This window comes from Catellatospora sp. NPDC049133, assembly GCF_040648455.1.
In the GTDB taxonomy this organism is placed as follows: Bacteria; Actinomycetota; Actinomycetes; order Mycobacteriales; family Micromonosporaceae; genus Catellatospora; species Catellatospora aurea.
Map to the genome: position 1 here is coordinate 1 of NZ_JBEZDT010000049.1, position 15,048 is coordinate 15,048.

The window sequence follows — 15,048 nt, forward strand, 5'->3', positions numbered from 1 at the left end:
GGCCGGCCCGCCGGGCGGGGGGGGGGGCGGGGCGGGGGCCCCCCCCGGGGCCCCCCCCCCCCCCGGTTCCGGGGGTCAGGCCCCCTGCAGGCTCATCCGGTACTCGTCGCGGTCGCCCTCGACGAGGATCACCTCCACCGCACCGGCGGCGACCAGGTCACGCCAGGTCTGGCCGAGCCACGACTCGGCATCGGCCTGGTTGCTGAACGTCTCGTTCGGGCCTTCGACCGGCTTGCCCGCCGCGTCCTCGTACCGCCAGCTCCACGTCATGACGATCAGCTTATCCGCCGCCGGTGGTCCGGCCGCGCAGGCGGCGCATCCGCTGACCCGCTCCCCCGCCGAAGGTCATAAGGTACGGGCATGTCGCATGACGGTTGGCCCCCACACTTCGGGGCACGGGTGCTGGTGCTCGGCGGTATTCGCTCAGGCAAGAGCGAGTACGCCGAATCGCTGCTGTCGGGCGCGCGCTCGGTGCGCTACCTGGCCACCGCCCTGGCGGACGGCGGTGACCCGGCGTTCGCCGACCGGGTGGCCGCGCACCGCGAGCGCCGGCCGCACTCCTGGATCACCGTCGAGACCTACGGCGACCCGGCTGCCCTGGTCGACGCACTCGGGCAGGCCGCCGCCGAGGACACGCTGATCGTAGACGACCTCGGCGGCTGGGTGGTGAACCTGCTGGACCGCGAGGACGCGAGCGTGCACGTCAGCCGGCTGGCCGCCGCCGTCGCCGGCTGTGCCGCGCGGGTGGTGCTGGTCAGCCCCGAGGTCGGATTGTCCGTCGTGCCGCCGTCCGAGGCGGGTGTGCGCTTCGCCGACCTGATGGGACTGGTCAACCAGGCCGTCGCCGCGGCCTGCGACGCGGTGGCCCTCGTCGTCGCGGGGCAGCCCGTCTGGCTGCGCGGCGGGGACGCCGCGGGCACCAGCCAGGCCGCGGGCGCGCCCGTCGCCACCGCGCAACCGGCCGGTGCGGCGACGGGCGCGGCTGCCACCGGCGCAGGCGCCGCTGCGGCCGTGGTCGCTGCCCCGGGCAGCGGTTCCGCCGGCAAGACCACGGCCGGTACGCCGACGACCGTGACGATCCCGTCCGTTCCTTTCATCCCCAGCCCCGAGGTGCTCACCCCGGCCGCCGTCGCGCCGAAGCCGTCGGCCGCGCTCACCGAGAGCACCCAGGCCCTGCCGCTCGTGGCCACGGGCGTGGTCATCGGGCCGAACATGGACCTGCCCATCCCCGACGGCGACGCCCGCGAGGCCGCCCGCGACCACCTGCACCTGCTCGACATCCCCGGCGCGGGCCTGGGTCAGCTTGTCGAGACCGTGCTGTTCGCCGCGGGAGCCCAGGGACGGGCGGTGCCGCTGCCCTGGCAGCAGCCCCGGATGCTGCTGCTGCACGGCAACCACGAGGGCGACGCGGCCGCCGGGCAGACCCCGCACGGCGCGGCTCTGCTCGCGGCACAGGCCCGCCGCGGCGAGGGCCCGATCGGGCTGCTGGCCGCCGAGCACGGGGTCAGTCTGCAGATCGTCGACACGGCGACGGCCGAGGCCATCGAGCACAGCCCGGCGGCCGAGCAGGACACCGTCGAGGGGCTGCTGCGCTACGGCTGGCAGCTCGCCGACGAGGCCGTCGACAGCGGGGTGGACCTGCTGGTGCTGGGCTCGTGCGGGGCGGGCGCCGAGGCCGCGGCCGCCGCGGTGGTGTCCGCGGTGACCGGCGCGGAGGTGCCCGGCCTGCTGGCCAGGGTGGTCAGCGCTGACGGCACGGTCGACGACGCGGCCTGGATGCGGCGCTGCGCCGCGGTGCGCGACGCGCTGCACCGGGTCCGCGGGCGGGTGCTGCCGGCCAAGGAGCTGCTCACCGAGCTGGGCGGGCCGGATCTGGCGGTCGCGGCAGGCGTGATCCTGGGTGCGACGGCCCGGCGTACGCCGGTGCTGCTGGACGGCCCGGTCGGCGTCGCCGCCGGGCTGGTCGCCCGGGACCTGGGCAGCCAGTCGCGGCTGTGGTGCGCGCTGGCCGACACCGGCCGGCACCCGACCACCGTGCTCGCCGCCGACGTGCTCGGCCTGACCCCGCTGACCGACCTGAACACCGGCCTCGGCGAGGGCGCGGGCGCGCTGCTGGCGCTGCCGCTGCTGCGTTCGGCGCTGACCCTGGCCGCGTCGCTGCCCGCGCTTCCGCCACTGCTCGACGAGCCGCCCGCGCACCTGCAGGAGCCCGAGGACGAGCCGGACGACGCCACCGACCCGGCCGTGTCCCGCGCCGATGACGCCTCCATCGTGGACTGACGGTCCGGCAACCGGCGGGTCCTGGCTCGACGGCCTGCGGCTGGCGCTGACCACGTTCACGGTCGCGCCGGTCGCCGGGCCGCGACGTCTGGACCGCGTCGTCGCCGGCCGGGCCATGGCACTCGGCCCGATGGTCGGCGCGCTGCTGGGCGCCCTGCTCGGCGGCCTGTTGGCGGCGTTCGCGGCGGGACTGCCCGCACTGGTCGCCGCGACGTTGACGGTGGGCCTGGCCGCGCTGCTGAGCCGTGGGCTGCACCTGGACGGGCTCGCGGACACGGTGGACGCGCTGGGGTCGTACCGTTCGCGCGAGCGTGCCCTGGAGATCATGAAATCGCCGGAGGTCGGCCCGTTCGGTGTGGTCGCCCTGATCCTGGTGCTGCTGCTGCAGGTCGGGGCGCTGGCGCAGCTGACGGCGCGGCCGCTGCCCGCGGTGGCGGTGGGGGTGGCCGCGGCCGTCGCGGGTGGACGGCTGGCGATCGCCGAGGCCTGCCGCCGAGGCGTGCCCGCGGCGCGGCCGGGTGGCATGGGCGCCCTGGTCGCGGGCACGGTGCACCCGGTCGCGCTCGTCCTGGCCACGCTGCTCGTCGCCGCGCTCGCGGTGCCGGCCGTGCCGGGCCGGCCGTGGCAGGGCCCGGCCGCCGTGCTCGCCTCACTGCTCGTCGTGGCCGCCCTGCGGGTCCATCTGGTACGCCGGTTCGGCGGGGTCACCGGGGACGTGCTCGGTTTCCTGTCCGAAACGGCGACCACGGTGATCGCCATCGGACTGATTCTCTTCTGACCCGCGGCCCGCTAGCATTCGCGAATGATCTTCGAATCCGCCACCCCGCTCGCCCGCGCCTGCGACGCGCTCGTGCGCGCCCGCCGCGAGCGCGACATCGAGGCCTTCGAGTCGGCCACGGCGCAGCTGTGGGAGGCCGCCCAGACGGCCTCGGCGGACGAGCTCACCACCGCCCTGACCGCCTGCGCCGACCTGCTCGGCGAGCTCGGGCCCGGCTTCGGCGGCGAGTTCGCGGTGCTCTGCGGCGCGCTGATCGAGCTCGGCGCGTCGCCGGAACCGCTGGCCCCGGTGCTGCGTGAGCGGCTCACCGAGGTGGCGGGCCTGTCGGCGGAGTTCGCCGCGGTGTGGGCACGCGAGTTCCCCGGCGAGGGCGCCCCCGAGCCCGACCCCGCCGAGTTCGAGACCGCCCTGGAGCGCCTCGACGCGGCGATCCCGCCGGACCACGCCGTACGGCTCGTCGAGAGCTGGTTCGGGCTGCAGTCGTGGATGCGCTGCGCGACCACCCTGCTGCAGAACTCGGCCGCGGCCCGGCGGGCCTGCCAGGCCGAGCCGGCGCTGCGGGCGGCGGTGTCCGCGCTGGAGCCCGAGCGCGAGGACATGACCTGGCTGGCCATGCTGCTGTCGGTGCTCGACGGGGAGCGGCTGCTGGTGCTGCACCGCGCCACCGGGCGCGGCTGGCGGGTGACGATCGGCGGGATCGCCGACAACTTCCAGCTGCACACCCTGCTGGCCGCGACCCTGTCCGGCAGCGACGCCGACGGCCTGCTGGAGGGCCTGACCGTCGATCCGGCCTGGACCGCGGTGGCGCTGGACGCGCCGGCCACCTCGTTCGGCGGCCAGGTGACCGGTTCGTTCAACCTGGTCGACGCGTACGGCGCGTGGATCTGGAACGAGGGTGTGCCCGCCGACATCCCGGCGCTGGACGGGGTGCGCGTGGTCGTCCTGGACCCGCCGCCCTACGTCCGGAGCTGGGACAACGTCCGCCGCTACCCGATGATGGCAGCCTCGATCACGCTCGACGAGGTGTTGTCCGCCGACGAGGCGGCCTCGTGGCTGGGTCGCGTGGGCGAGGCCAAGGGCTTCGACGGTCAGGCTTGATCCGCCCCGCGCGGCTCCGCCGGCGGATCAGGCCTGCGCGTCGTACTGCTTGACCAGCTTCTTCGGCGCGGTCCGCCGCCACGCCTCGACGACCAGCTCGCGCAGCTCGGCCGGGTCCACCCGGGACAGCTCGACCCGCACCCACCCGAACCGCCCGACGTAAGCCGCCGCCGAGTACACCTCGGGCGCTGCGGCGAGCAGTGCCGCCTGCTCCTCCTTCGAGGCCTTCACCGACATCGTGTCGCTGCCCGGCATACCGGACGCGAACATCTTGTCGCCGACCCGCAGCGTCGGGTGCCCCCACTCCTCGACCATCACCTCGGCACCCCCGGGCAGCGCGAGCACCCAGTCCCTCACCTGCTCATACGCGACCGCCATGGCGACCACCCTAGGCCATCGGCGAACCCGCGCACGGACCGGCGATCGGCCTCCGCCAGCGGCAGCTGTCCGGCATCGCCAGAACACTCTCCGGCGGCTCGTCCGCCGTGCCGGGAATCCGTCTCCCGCCACGGCTACCGATCCGGGAGGCCCTGACAGGACAGCAATCGCCGAGCGGCTACATCTTTTTTGATGTGGCCACATCAAAAAAGATGTAGCCGCTCACGCTCATGGTCCCGTCGTCGGCGTCACAGTCCGTGTCCGGCCCATGCGGATGCCAAGCCGAAACCGACAGCCGACGGCCGCGGCGGCGTCACCGCGACGGGCGCCCCCACGGGCAGCGGCCCGGTGCCCTTCACCGGGTCGCGGGTCACGCGCCCAGGTCGCAGGTCACGCGGCCAGGTCGCAGGTCACGCGGCCGGGTCGCGGGTCACGCGGCCGGGTCGCGGGTCACTTGACGGACGGCTGCACGAACGGCGGCTTGGTGACCGTCATGGAGCTGCGGCGGCCGCGGACGTCGACCTCGACGGTGTCGCCCTCGGTGAGGCCGGCGGCGGTGTCGAGGAGGGCCAGGGCGATGCCGATCTTGCGAGTGGGCGAGAAGGTGCCGCTGGTGATCTCACCGACGGGCTGGTCGCCGGAGAGCACGGTCATGTGGGCGCGGGGGATGCCCCGGTCGTTGGCGACCAGGCCCCACAGGGTGCGGCGCGGGCCGGCGGCCTTCTCGGCGGTGAGCACGTCGCGGCCCCAGAAGGCGGGCTTGTTCCAGCCGACGGCCCAGCCGGCGCGGGCCTGCACCGGGGTGATGTCCAGGGACAGGTCCTGGCCGTGCAGGGGGTAGCCCATCTCGGTGCGCAGGGTGTCGCGCGAGGCCAGGCCGCAGGCGCGGGCGGGCACGCTCGCGCCGAACAGCGCGTCCCACACCCGGGTCGCGTCGGCCGACGGGACGACCAGCTCGTAGCCGTGCTCGCCGGTGTAACCGGTGCGGCACACGGTCAGGGTGACCCCGTCGAGGTCCGCTGTGGCGAAGCTCATGTACTCGTGGTCGGTGGGCAGGCCCAGCTCGGCCAGCAGCTCCGCCGAGCGCGGACCCTGCACCGCCAGCACCGCGAAGTCCGCGTGCTCGTTGGTGACGGTCAGCTCGGCGGGCGCGGCGGCGGTCAGCCGGCGCACGACCTCGGTGGTGTTGGCCGCGTTCGGGATCAGGAAGACGTGGTCGTCGCCGTAGAGGTAGGCGATGATGTCGTCGACCACGCCGCCGGTCGCGTCGTCGCAGCACAGCGTGTACTGCGCCTTGCCGGGCTTGATGCGGCCCAGGTCGTTGGACAGGCAGGCGTTGACGAAGTCCGCCGCGCCCGGCCCCGTGATCCGCGCCTTGCCCAGGTGGCTGACGTCGAACACGCCCACGCCCTCGCGGACCGCGGCGTGCTCCTTGAGCACCCCGCCCCCGGCATACTCCAGCGGCATGTCCCAGCCACCGAAAGCGGCGAACTTCGCCCCCAGCGCCGTGTGACGATCGTGCAAAGGCGATGTGAGCAGGTCGGCTGAGTCTTTTGAACCCATGTCGGTCATGAGCGCAACTTACCCTGGCGTTTGGGGTTCGTTAGCATCGGCGCAGCAACCCACGTCCACCAGGAGTACTTTGTGACCACGCCCACCACGGCTCTGCCCACGCTGAGCCTCGCCGACACCGACCCCGCCGACCTCACCGTGGACGCCGTCGTCATCGGCGTACACAGTCAGGAAGGCACCGAGGGCGCGGTCGGCGAGCTGCTGCTGGCGTCCGGGGCCGAGAGCATCGCCGCCGCGTTCGACGGCAAGCTGACCGCCACCCTGGCGCTGCTGGGGGCCACCGGCGGCGCGGGCGAGGTCACCAAGCTCGCCACGCTCGGCACCATCACCGCTCCCGTCCTGGTCGCCGTCGGCCTGGGCGGCGAGCCCACCGGCCCGGCACCCGCCCCCGACACCCTGCGGCGCGCCACCGCCGCCGCCGTCCGCGCCCTCGCCGGCGCGAAGAAGGTCGTGCTGGCCCTGCCCCTGTCCGACGACGCCGACGACAGCGGCGCGCTGACCCTGCGCGCGGTCGCGGAGGGCGCGGCGCTGGGTGCGTACCGGTTCACCGGTTACAAGGGCAAGCCGGCCGCCGGCCGCAAGGACCCGGTCACCGCGGTGTCGGTGCTGGTGCCCGATGCCAAGGAGGCCGGCGCCAACGCCGAGCTCAAGCGCGCCGGCGTGGTCACCGCGGCGGTCGCCCGCACCCGCGACTGGGTGAACGCCCCCGCCAATCTGCTGCGCCCGCCGAACTTCGCCGACGAGATCGCCGCGCTGGCCGGCAAGGCCGGGCTCGACGTCGAGGTGCTCGACGAGAAGGCGCTGATCGAGGGCGGCTTCGGCGGCATCCTCGCCGTCGGCATGGGCTCGGCCGCCAAGCCGCGCCTGGTGAAGATCACGTACACGCCGGCCGAGTCGACCACCAAGGTGGCGCTGATCGGCAAGGGCATCACCTTCGACACCGGCGGCGTGTCCATCAAGCCCGCCCAGGGCATGTGGGAGATGAAGTCCGACATGGCCGGCGCGGCCGCCGTGGCCAGCACCATGGCCGCGATCGCCGAGCTCAAGCCCGCCGTGGCGGTGACCGCGTACATCCCGATCGCGGAGAACATGCTGTCGGGCGAGGCGTACCGGCCCGGTGACGTGATCACCATGCGCAGCGGCAAGAAGGTCGAGGTGCTCAACACCGACGCCGAGGGCCGCATGATCCTGGCCGACGCCATCGCGCTGGCCTGCGAGGCCCAGCCCGACTACCTGATCGAGACCTCGACGCTGACCGGCGGCCAGGTCATCGCGCTCGGCAAGAAGATCGCCGGCGTGATGGGCTCGGAGAAGCTCGCCCAGCGCACCAAGGTCGCCGGTGACCTGGTCGGCGAGCCGACCTGGCCGATGCCGCTGCCCGACGAGATCCGCAAGTCGATGGAGTCGGACGTCGCCGACATCCTGCAGGTCAGCGCGGGCATGGAGCGCGCCGGCCACATGCTGCAGGGTGGCGTGTTCCTGCGCGAGTTCGTCACCGAGGGCGTCGAGTGGGCGCACATCGACATCGCGGGCCCGTCGTTCCACTCCGGCGAGGCCACCGGCCACTGGAGCAAGGGCGGCACGGGCGTCCCCGTCCGCACCCTCCTCGCCCTGGTCGACGACATCGCGGCGAACGGCTGAGAAGCGGAGCGGAGCGGCCGCCGAGCCGCCGATCAGGCACAGCGGCCAACGGCTGAGCGGTCCGCTGACGGGTGAAGGTCGCTGTTTCCGGTCATGATCTGCGGTGGGACCGCAGGTTTCGACCGGAGACAGCGATCTTTCTTTATTCGGCCGGGCGGAGCTTCTGGCGGGCGTTGAAGTCGCGCATGCGCTGGGGGTAGCCGACGAGCTGGACGTCGTAGACGGGCATGGACAGGCGCTGGGCGAACTGGCGCACCGCCGTCGGGCTGGGCATGCGGCGGCGGGTCCACTCGCCGTCGTGGGCGATGAGGATGACCGTGGTGCCGGTCACCGTCGTGCGGGGCTCGATGAACGCCTCGACGCCGCGGCGGGACTGCGCGAACTGCTCCAGATGGGTGACGTCGGCCGGGTTGGCCGGGCGATCTGCCGGGGACCCGCCCCGGCGGCGGAACCAACCCACACCTGCTCCTCTCCGAAGGTGCCTCTGCGGTGCGCATGGTACCGGGCAAGAGTAGCCAGACGTGTCCTTGAGCACCTCGACTGCGCGCTCGACCGTCGGCAGTGACAAGATGACCGAGTGTGGGCTGAGCACACGCCGGCTCACAGTGACGCGAAGTGGCAATGACGCGACCTTGGAGCGATCGTGAGCGAGACCTTTGACGTAGTCATCCTCGGCGGCGGCAGCGGTGGCTATGCCACCGCGCTGCGTGCGGCGCAGCTGGGTCTGTCCGTCGCGCTGATCGAGAAGGACAAGCTGGGCGGCACCTGCCTGCACCGGGGCTGCATCCCGACGAAGGCGCTGCTGCACGCCGGCGAGGTCGCCGACCAGACCCGCGAGGCGGCGCACATCGGCATCAAGGCCGAGCTGATCCAGATCGACATGGCGGGCGTGAACTCGTACAAGGACGGCGTGGTCGCCGGCCTGTACAAGGGCCTGCAGGGTCTGATCAAGTCCGCGAAGGTCACCTACATCGAGGGCAAGGGCACCCTGGTCGCCCCGAACGCCGTCGAGGTGAACGGGCAGCGGGTCACCGGCCGCAACATCGTGCTGGCCACCGGGTCGTACTCGAAGAGCCTGCCCGGCCTGGAGCTGGACGGCGAGAAGGTCATCGCCAGCGAGCACGCGCTGACCCTGGACCGGGTGCCCACCTCCGCGATCGTGCTGGGCGGCGGCGTGATCGGCGTCGAGTTCGCCAGCGCGTGGAAGTCGCTGGGCGCCGACGTGACCATCGTCGAGGCGCTGCCCCGCCTGGTCGCGGCTGAGGACCCGGACATCTCGAAGCAGCTGGAGCGCACCTTCCGCAAGCGCGGCATCGGCTTCAAGGTCGGCAAGCCGTTCGAGAAGGTCGAGAAGACCGACTCCGGTGTGAAGGTCACCATCGCCGGCGGCGAGACCCTGGAGGCCGAGCTGCTGCTGGTCGCCGTGGGCCGCGGCCCGGCCACCGCCAACTGCGGCTACGAGGCCCAGGGCATCACCATGGAGCGCGGCTTCGTGATCACCGACGAGCGCCTGCGCACCAACCTGCCCAACGTGTACGCCGTCGGCGACATCGTGCCCGGCCTGCAGCTGGCGCACCGCGGCTTCGCCCAGGGCATCTTCGTCGCGGAGACGATCGCCGGGCAGAACCCGGCCCCGATCGTCGAGTCGGGCATCCCGCGCGTCACCTACACCGACCCCGAGATCGCGTCGGTCGGCATCACCGAGGCCCAGGCCAAGGAGAAGTTCGGCGCGGACGCCATCGAGACGTACAACTACAACCTGGGCGGCAACGGCAAGAGCAAGATCCTGGGCACCCAGGGCTTCGTGAAGCTGGTCCGCCAGAAGGACGGCCCCGTCGTGGGCATCCACATGATCGGTGCCCGGATCGGCGAGCAGGTCGGCGAGGCCTCGCTGATCGTCAACTGGGAGGCGTTCCCGGCCGAGGTCGCGGCGCTCATCCACGCCCACCCGACGCAGAACGAGGCGCTCGGCGAGGCGCACCTGGCGCTGGCGGGCAAGCCGCTGCACGCGCACAACTGAGCGAATAAGCTCACCTCGTCCTTTTATCACTGCGGATCTGCACTTAACTGAGGAGTCTGAAGCAATGCCGGTATCGGTAACCATGCCGCGGCTCGGCGAGAGTGTCACCGAGGGCACCGTCACCCGGTGGCTCAAGCAGGAGGGTGACCGGGTCGAGGTCGACGAGCCGCTGCTCGAGGTCTCCACCGACAAGGTCGACACGGAGATCCCGTCGCCGGCGGCCGGCATTCTCAGCAAGATCATCGTCGGTGAGGACGAGACCGCTGAGGTAGGCGCCGAGCTCGCCATCATCGGCGGCGAGGGCGAGAGCCCGGCGGCACCGGCTCCGGCCGCCGCGCCCGCCGCCGAGGCCCCCGCCCCGGCCGCCCCGGTCCAGGAGGCGGCACCGGCGCCGGCTCCCGCCGCCGCTGCCCCGGCCGCGGCTGCTCCCGCCGGGGACGCCACCCCGGTGAAGATGCCCGCGCTCGGCGAGAGCGTCACCGAGGGCACGGTCACCCGCTGGCTCAAGCAGGTCGGCGACACGATCGAGGTCGACGAGCCGCTGCTCGAGGTCTCCACCGACAAGGTCGACACGGAGATCCCGTCCCCGGTCGCGGGCACCCTGCTGGAGATCACGGTGCCCGAGGACGAGACCGCCGCCGTCGGCGCGCAGCTCGCCCTGATCGGTGCCACCGGTGCCGCGCCGGCGGCCGCCGCTCCGGCTGCTCCGGCCCCGGCTCCGGCTGCACCTGCGGCCGCCGCGACGCCCGCCCCGGCTCCGGCCGCGTCGGCCCCCGTGGCCGCCGCGCCCGCCCCCGCGGCTCCCGCTGCTCCGGCTCCGGCCGCTGCGACCCCGGTCGCTCCGGCGCAGGCGGCTCCGGCCGCCGAGGCGGTCAACGGCGCGGACGGCTACGTCACGCCGCTGGTCCGCAAGCTCGCCGCCGAGCACGGCGTGGACCTGGGCAAGGTCGCCGGCACCGGTGTCGGCGGCCGCATCCGCAAGCAGGATGTGCTGGACGCGGCGGAGAAGGCCAAGGCTCCGGCCGCCACGCCCGCCGCTGCCGCCCCCGCCGCTGCCGCCGCTCCGGCTCCGGCCGCCAAGGCCGCGCCGAGCCCGCTGCGGGGCCGCACCGAGAAGCTGTCGCGGCTGCGTACCACCATCGCCAAGCGCATGGTGGAGTCGCTGCAGGTCTCGGCGCAGCTCACCACCGTGGTCGAGGTCGACGTCACCAAGATCGCGAAGCTGCGCCAGCAGGCCAAGGGCGACTTCCTCGCCAAGAACGGCGTGAAGCTGTCCTTCCTGCCGTTCTTCGCGCTGGCGGCGGTCGAGGCGCTGCGGGTGCACCCGAACGTGAACGCGTCGATGGACCTGGAGGCCGGCACGGTCACCTACCACGACGCCGAGCACCTGGGCATGGCCGTGGACACCGACAAGGGCCTCATCGTCCCGGTGATCCGCAACGCGGGCGACCTGAACCTGGCGGGCCTGGCCCGTCGGATCGCCGACGTGGCCGAGCGCACCCGCTCGAACAAGATCCTGCCGGACGAGCTGTCGGGCGGCACCTTCACGCTGACCAACACCGGCAGCCGGGGCGCCCTGTTCGACACGCCGATCATCAACCAGCCGCAGGTCGCCATCCTCGGCACCGGCGCGGTCGTCAAGCGGGCCGTGGTCGTCGACGACCCGGCACTGGGCGAGCTGATCGTGCCGCGGTACATGGTCTACCTGGCCCTGTCCTACGACCACCGCCTGGTCGACGGCTCCGACGCCGCGCGTTTCCTCGGCACGGTCAAGGAGCGCCTGGAGACGGGCAACTTCGAGGGCGAACTGGGTTTGTGAGCCCTCGAAGCAGCCAACTCTGCGAGGGCGAACTGGGTTTGTGAGCCTGGTTTGACGAATGCGTGAAGGGCGGTCGGCGCGAGCCGGCCGCCCTTTCGCTTGCGACCGTCCCTGCTGGACGGGGTCGCTACTGTGGCGGAATGCCCGTCGTCGTCACCCGTGACCTCTCGGTGGAGCTCGGTGGCGGCACCGTGCTGGACCGCGTGAACCTCACCGCCGACCCCGGCCAGATCGTGGCCGTGCAGGGGGTGAACGGCTGCGGCAAGTCCACCCTGCTGCGCTGCCTGAGCGGGCTGCTGCGCCCCGGTGGCGGCAAGGTGGAGGTGCTGGGCGCGGCCCCTTCCGCCGATCCCGCGTTCTGGCGGGAGGTCGGCCTGCTGGCCGAGGAGCCCTCCTGGTATCCCGGGCTGACCGTGCGCGAGCACCTCGAACTGGTCGCGCTGACCCACGGCGGGGCCGCGCCGGTCGACCGCACGCTCGACGAGTTCGAGCTCACCGCCCGCGCCGGGGCGAGCCCGCTGACGCTGTCGTCCGGGCAGCGCCAGCGGCTGGCGCTCGCCGCGACGATGGCCCGCCCCAGCCGCCTGCTGCTGCTCGACGAGCCCGAGCAGAAACTCGACGCCGGGTTCCGCGACCGCCTCGCCGCGATGATCCGGGCGTACGCCGCCGCCGGTGGCACGGTCGTGCTCGCGACCCACGACGCGGCCCTGGTCACCGCCACGGACGCGACCAGCCTGCGCATGCGCGACGGGCGGCTCGCCCAGGCGGGCCCGGTGGCCGCGTGACCGCCCGCGCGGCGTGGCCCACCCGTCCGTCCCGGCTCGGTTGCCGCGTGACCGCCGCCCGGCCCGGCTCCTCGGCCACATGACCACCACCGGCACAACCCCGCCCAGGACCGACGGCACCACCGGCTCAGCGGCGAGCGGCCCTGCCACGGCCCGCGCCGCGCGGGCGATGCTCCGCTCCCCCGGCCAGCGGCCCGCCAACCGGCACTGGTCCGACCGCTACCTGCCCTTCGCCGGCTTCGGCGTCGGCGGTGCGCTGCTGTTCGGCCCGTTCCAGCGCCTGCTGAGCGACCTGTCGACGCCGCTCCCGCCCGCCCCGCCGGTGACCTCGGCGGTCGGGCTCGCCCTCGTGGCGGCGGTCCTGGCCGGGCTGGTCCAGATCGCCGCTGTCGCGGGCCCGGTGCTGCTCACCCCCGCGGACGCGCGCTGGCTGCTGCTGTCGCCGCTGGACCGGCGCGCGGTGCTCACCCCCGCCGTGCTGCGAGCCGCCGCGACCGCGGTGGTCGTCGGCGTGGTGCTCGGCGGCGGGACGCTGACAATGCTCGGCATTCCCGATCACGGGGCGCTGCGGCTGGCCGCGGCCGTCGTGTCCGGCGGCTCGTACGCGCTGACCGGTGTCGGCCTGGCCGCGTTGGCGCAGCGGTCCGAACGGGCCGCGCCGTGGTTGCGCCGGATCGCGGGCGGTGCGGCGGTGCTCGCCCTGCTCACCGGTGTGACGGTGGCCGCGGCCGGTGGCGCGGTGCGCCCGCTGCCCGCCGTCCCGCTGTCGGCGGCGCTCGCCGCGGCCGGGGCCGGTGCGCTCTGCGCGCTGGTGACGGCGGTCGCGGTCTGGCGCGGGCTCGCGACGTTCCCGGCCCGGCCGGTGCTGGACGCGGCGGCCCGGCTGAGCGCCGCGGGTGACGCGGTGGTCGCGCTGGAGCCGTCGTTCCTGTCCCGCGTGGCGGAGAACGCGTACTGGCGCGAGCGCCGGCCGCCGTCGGTGCCGTGGCCCGCCTGGCCGGGCCCGCTGGTGCTGGCCTGGCTGGACTGGCGCGGACTGCACCGCCGCCCCGCCCGGCTCGCCGCGCTCGCGCTGAGCACGCTGGTGCCCGTCCTGTTGGCCACCGCGTGGCCGGACCGCCCGCTGCTGTTCGCCGTCGCCGTGCTGGTCCTCGGCCTGGCCGCGGCGAGCGCCGGGGCGGGCGGCGTACGCCGTGAGACCGGCAGTCCCGCCCTGCGCCGCCTGTTCGGTGTCGCCGAACTGCCCACCGACTCGGCCCGGCTGGCACTGCCGACGCTGCTCGCCGGGGCCTGGCTCACCGGCGCGCTGGGCCTGCTGGAGCTGGCCGGGGTGCTGCCGGGCGAAGGCTGGGTGTGGCTCGGCCCGGCCGCGGCCGGGGTGCCGGCGGTCGCCGCGCTGCGGATGGCCCGCCGCGGCCACATCGACCACGCGTCCGCGCCCGTGGTGATGCCGATGACCGGTTCCCGGATTCCGGTCGGCTGGCTCACCTGGAGCCTGTCCGGGCTGGACGTGGCCGTGCCGGGCCTGCTCCCGCTGCTGCTGGCCCTGTCCGACCCGGCCGCCGCCCCCGGCCCGGCGGTGGCGGCGCAGGCGGCGCTGTCCGCGCTGGTCCTGTCCGGACACCTGTGGCGCCGCCGCCGAGCGGCCCGCCTGCCTCATCGATCATGAAGTTAGGCCGGTGACACGCCGCCGAGCCGTGCCATAAGTTCATGATCAACCAGCAGGTGGGCGGGCGGTGCGCGCGGCACGCTGTGGTCGTGCCGCGATCGGGCATGATTGTCGTATGCGGATCGTGGTGGCGGGAGCCTCGGGCTTCCTGGGCCAGCCCCTGGTGTCGACCCTGCGCTCGTCGGGTCACGAAGTCGTCCAGCTCGTACGACGTCCCGCGGCGGACGCCTCGGAGCGGCAGTGGGACCCGGCCGAGCCGATCCGGCTGCCCGAGGGCACCAACGCGGTGGTGAACCTGTGCGGGGTCGGCGTGAGCGACCGCCGCTGGACCGAGGAGTACCAGGCGCTGATCCTGTCCAGCCGGGTCGTGCCGACCGCGACGCTGGCCCGCGCGGTCGCCGCGCAGCGCGTCCCGATCCTGGTCAACGCCTCCGGGGTGGGTTACTACGGCGACACCGGCGACCGCGAGGTGACCGAGCTGTCGCCGGCCGGCGACGACTTCCTGGCCGGGGTCTCCAAGCACTGGGAGCAGGCGACCGCGGCCGCCGCGGCCGCCGGGGCCCGGGTGTCGCTGCTGCGCACCGGCTACCCGCTGCACCGCGACGGCGGCTTCCTCAAGGCGCAGCTGGTGCCGTTCAAGATGGGCATCGGCGGGCGGTTGGGCAACGGGCGGCAGTGGGTGCCGTGGATCTCGCTGTTCGACTGGCTGGCCGCGACGCAGTTCATCCTGGACAACGACCAGGTCGAGGGCCCGGTGAACATGGTCGGCCCGGCCCCGGTCACCAACGCCCAGTTCACCAAGGCGTTCGGCGCGGAGCTGCACCGGCCCACGGTGATGCCGATCCCCAAGGCCGCCCTGAAGATCCTCTACGGCGAGTTCGGCAACGAGGCGTACCGCAGCCTGCGCGCCATGCCCGGGGCGCTGACGGCGGCGGGCTTCCCGTTCCGCCACCGCACCGTCACCCAGGCCCTGCACGCCGCCCTCACCGACCCCATCCCCGCCTAGTC

General features: G+C 74.0%; 13 protein-coding genes. 9 read left to right on the forward strand and 4 right to left on the reverse strand.

Annotated features, from left to right (window positions below; translation table 11 throughout):
- Nucleotides 1-75: 75 nt before the first annotated feature.
- Nucleotides 76-270: a hypothetical protein gene (locus AB0B35_RS37510; protein ID WP_120316212.1), complete on the reverse strand. Its 195-nt coding sequence runs from the start codon at nucleotides 268-270 to the stop codon at nucleotides 76-78.
- Nucleotides 271-360: 90 nt separating this feature from the next.
- Here AB0B35_RS37510 and AB0B35_RS37515 point away from each other — a divergent pair, with 90 nt between their 5' ends.
- From AB0B35_RS37515 to AB0B35_RS37525, 3 genes are read left to right on the forward strand one after another with little or no spacing between them, the layout of a single operon-like run.
- Entirely contained in the window at nucleotides 361-2,280 is a 1,920-nt protein-coding gene (locus AB0B35_RS37515; RefSeq protein WP_361055296.1) for a bifunctional adenosylcobinamide kinase/adenosylcobinamide-phosphate guanylyltransferase, read from the forward strand.
- Nucleotides 2,258-3,058 carry an adenosylcobinamide-GDP ribazoletransferase gene (locus tag AB0B35_RS37520; RefSeq protein WP_361055299.1) on the forward strand — a complete coding sequence of 267 codons (801 nt, stop codon included), beginning with the start codon at nucleotides 2,258-2,260 and terminating at the stop codon, nucleotides 3,056-3,058. Before AB0B35_RS37515 ends, AB0B35_RS37520 begins: the two co-directional genes overlap by 23 nt.
- Nucleotides 3,059-3,082: 24 nt before the next feature.
- Nucleotides 3,083-4,156, forward strand: coding sequence for a hypothetical protein (locus AB0B35_RS37525; protein ID WP_361055302.1), 1,074 nt, complete (start codon nucleotides 3,083-3,085; stop codon nucleotides 4,154-4,156).
- Between the two features lie 27 nt (nucleotides 4,157-4,183).
- Here AB0B35_RS37525 and AB0B35_RS37530 read toward each other — a convergent pair whose 3' ends face one another.
- Together AB0B35_RS37530 and gcvT are read right to left on the reverse strand one after the other, a co-directional pair.
- Nucleotides 4,184-4,534, reverse strand: a complete 351-nt coding sequence (locus AB0B35_RS37530) for an MmcQ/YjbR family DNA-binding protein (protein ID WP_361055304.1) — start codon at nucleotides 4,532-4,534, stop codon at nucleotides 4,184-4,186.
- A 450-nt stretch (nucleotides 4,535-4,984) separates the two neighbouring features.
- Nucleotides 4,985-6,106, reverse strand: coding sequence for a glycine cleavage system aminomethyltransferase GcvT (gene gcvT, locus AB0B35_RS37535; protein WP_361055307.1), 1,122 nt, complete (start codon nucleotides 6,104-6,106; stop codon nucleotides 4,985-4,987).
- Nucleotides 6,107-6,178: 72 nt separating this feature from the next.
- On the opposite strand from gcvT, the gene AB0B35_RS37540 reads away from it, so the two are divergent.
- Nucleotides 6,179-7,747 (forward strand): leucyl aminopeptidase, encoded by a 1,569-nt coding sequence (locus AB0B35_RS37540; RefSeq protein ID WP_361055309.1) that lies wholly within the window; start codon nucleotides 6,179-6,181, stop codon nucleotides 7,745-7,747.
- Nucleotides 7,748-7,889: 142 nt separating this feature from the next.
- Here AB0B35_RS37540 and AB0B35_RS37545 read toward each other — a convergent pair whose 3' ends face one another.
- On the reverse strand, nucleotides 7,890-8,207 hold the full coding sequence (locus AB0B35_RS37545) for a hypothetical protein (RefSeq protein ID WP_203687876.1): 318 nt from the start codon (nucleotides 8,205-8,207) through the stop codon (nucleotides 7,890-7,892).
- A gap of 180 nt (nucleotides 8,208-8,387) precedes the next feature.
- Between AB0B35_RS37545 and lpdA the strand changes: the two genes are divergently transcribed.
- The 5 genes from lpdA (at nucleotide 8,388) to AB0B35_RS37570 (ending at nucleotide 15,046) form a co-directional block, all read left to right on the forward strand.
- Nucleotides 8,388-9,767, forward strand: coding sequence for a dihydrolipoyl dehydrogenase (gene lpdA, locus AB0B35_RS37550; RefSeq protein ID WP_361055409.1), 1,380 nt, complete (start codon nucleotides 8,388-8,390; stop codon nucleotides 9,765-9,767).
- A 64-nt stretch (nucleotides 9,768-9,831) separates the two neighbouring features.
- On the forward strand, nucleotides 9,832-11,586 hold the full coding sequence (sucB, locus tag AB0B35_RS37555) for a 2-oxoglutarate dehydrogenase, E2 component, dihydrolipoamide succinyltransferase (RefSeq protein WP_361055312.1): 1,755 nt from the start codon (nucleotides 9,832-9,834) through the stop codon (nucleotides 11,584-11,586).
- A 140-nt stretch (nucleotides 11,587-11,726) separates the two neighbouring features.
- Nucleotides 11,727-12,371, forward strand: coding sequence for an ABC transporter ATP-binding protein (locus AB0B35_RS37560; RefSeq protein WP_361055315.1), 645 nt, complete (start codon nucleotides 11,727-11,729; stop codon nucleotides 12,369-12,371).
- Between the two features lie 79 nt (nucleotides 12,372-12,450).
- Nucleotides 12,451-14,040, forward strand: coding sequence for a DUF6297 family protein (locus AB0B35_RS37565; protein ID WP_361055318.1), 1,590 nt, complete (start codon nucleotides 12,451-12,453; stop codon nucleotides 14,038-14,040).
- A 115-nt stretch (nucleotides 14,041-14,155) separates the two neighbouring features.
- The gene (locus AB0B35_RS37570) at nucleotides 14,156-15,046 is read left to right on the forward strand and encodes a TIGR01777 family oxidoreductase (protein WP_361055321.1); all 891 of its coding nucleotides are present in this window, start codon (nucleotides 14,156-14,158) and stop codon (nucleotides 15,044-15,046) included.
- The last annotated feature ends 2 nt before the right edge of the window (nucleotides 15,047-15,048 follow it).

Excerpts from the sequence above, each read along its gene's own strand:
- AB0B35_RS37570 (WP_361055321.1), top strand. The coding sequence starts at position 14,156 with ATGCGGATCGTGGTGGCGGGAGCCTCGGGCTTCCTGGGCCAGCCCCTG.
- AB0B35_RS37560 (WP_361055315.1), top strand. The coding sequence starts at position 11,727 with ATGCCCGTCGTCGTCACCCGTGACCTCTCGGTGGAGCTCGGTGGCGGC.
- gcvT (WP_361055307.1), bottom strand. The coding sequence starts at position 6,106 with ATGACCGACATGGGTTCAAAAGACTCAGCCGACCTGCTCACATCGCCT.
- AB0B35_RS37525 (WP_361055302.1), top strand. The coding sequence starts at position 3,083 with ATGATCTTCGAATCCGCCACCCCGCTCGCCCGCGCCTGCGACGCGCTC.
- AB0B35_RS37510 (WP_120316212.1), bottom strand. The coding sequence starts at position 270 with ATGACGTGGAGCTGGCGGTACGAGGACGCGGCGGGCAAGCCGGTCGAA.
- AB0B35_RS37565 (WP_361055318.1), top strand. The coding sequence starts at position 12,451 with ATGACCACCACCGGCACAACCCCGCCCAGGACCGACGGCACCACCGGC.
- AB0B35_RS37515 (WP_361055296.1), top strand. The coding sequence starts at position 361 with ATGTCGCATGACGGTTGGCCCCCACACTTCGGGGCACGGGTGCTGGTG.
- AB0B35_RS37520 (WP_361055299.1), top strand. The coding sequence starts at position 2,258 with ATGACGCCTCCATCGTGGACTGACGGTCCGGCAACCGGCGGGTCCTGG.
- sucB (WP_361055312.1), top strand. The coding sequence starts at position 9,832 with ATGCCGGTATCGGTAACCATGCCGCGGCTCGGCGAGAGTGTCACCGAG.
- AB0B35_RS37530 (WP_361055304.1), bottom strand. The coding sequence starts at position 4,534 with ATGGCGGTCGCGTATGAGCAGGTGAGGGACTGGGTGCTCGCGCTGCCC.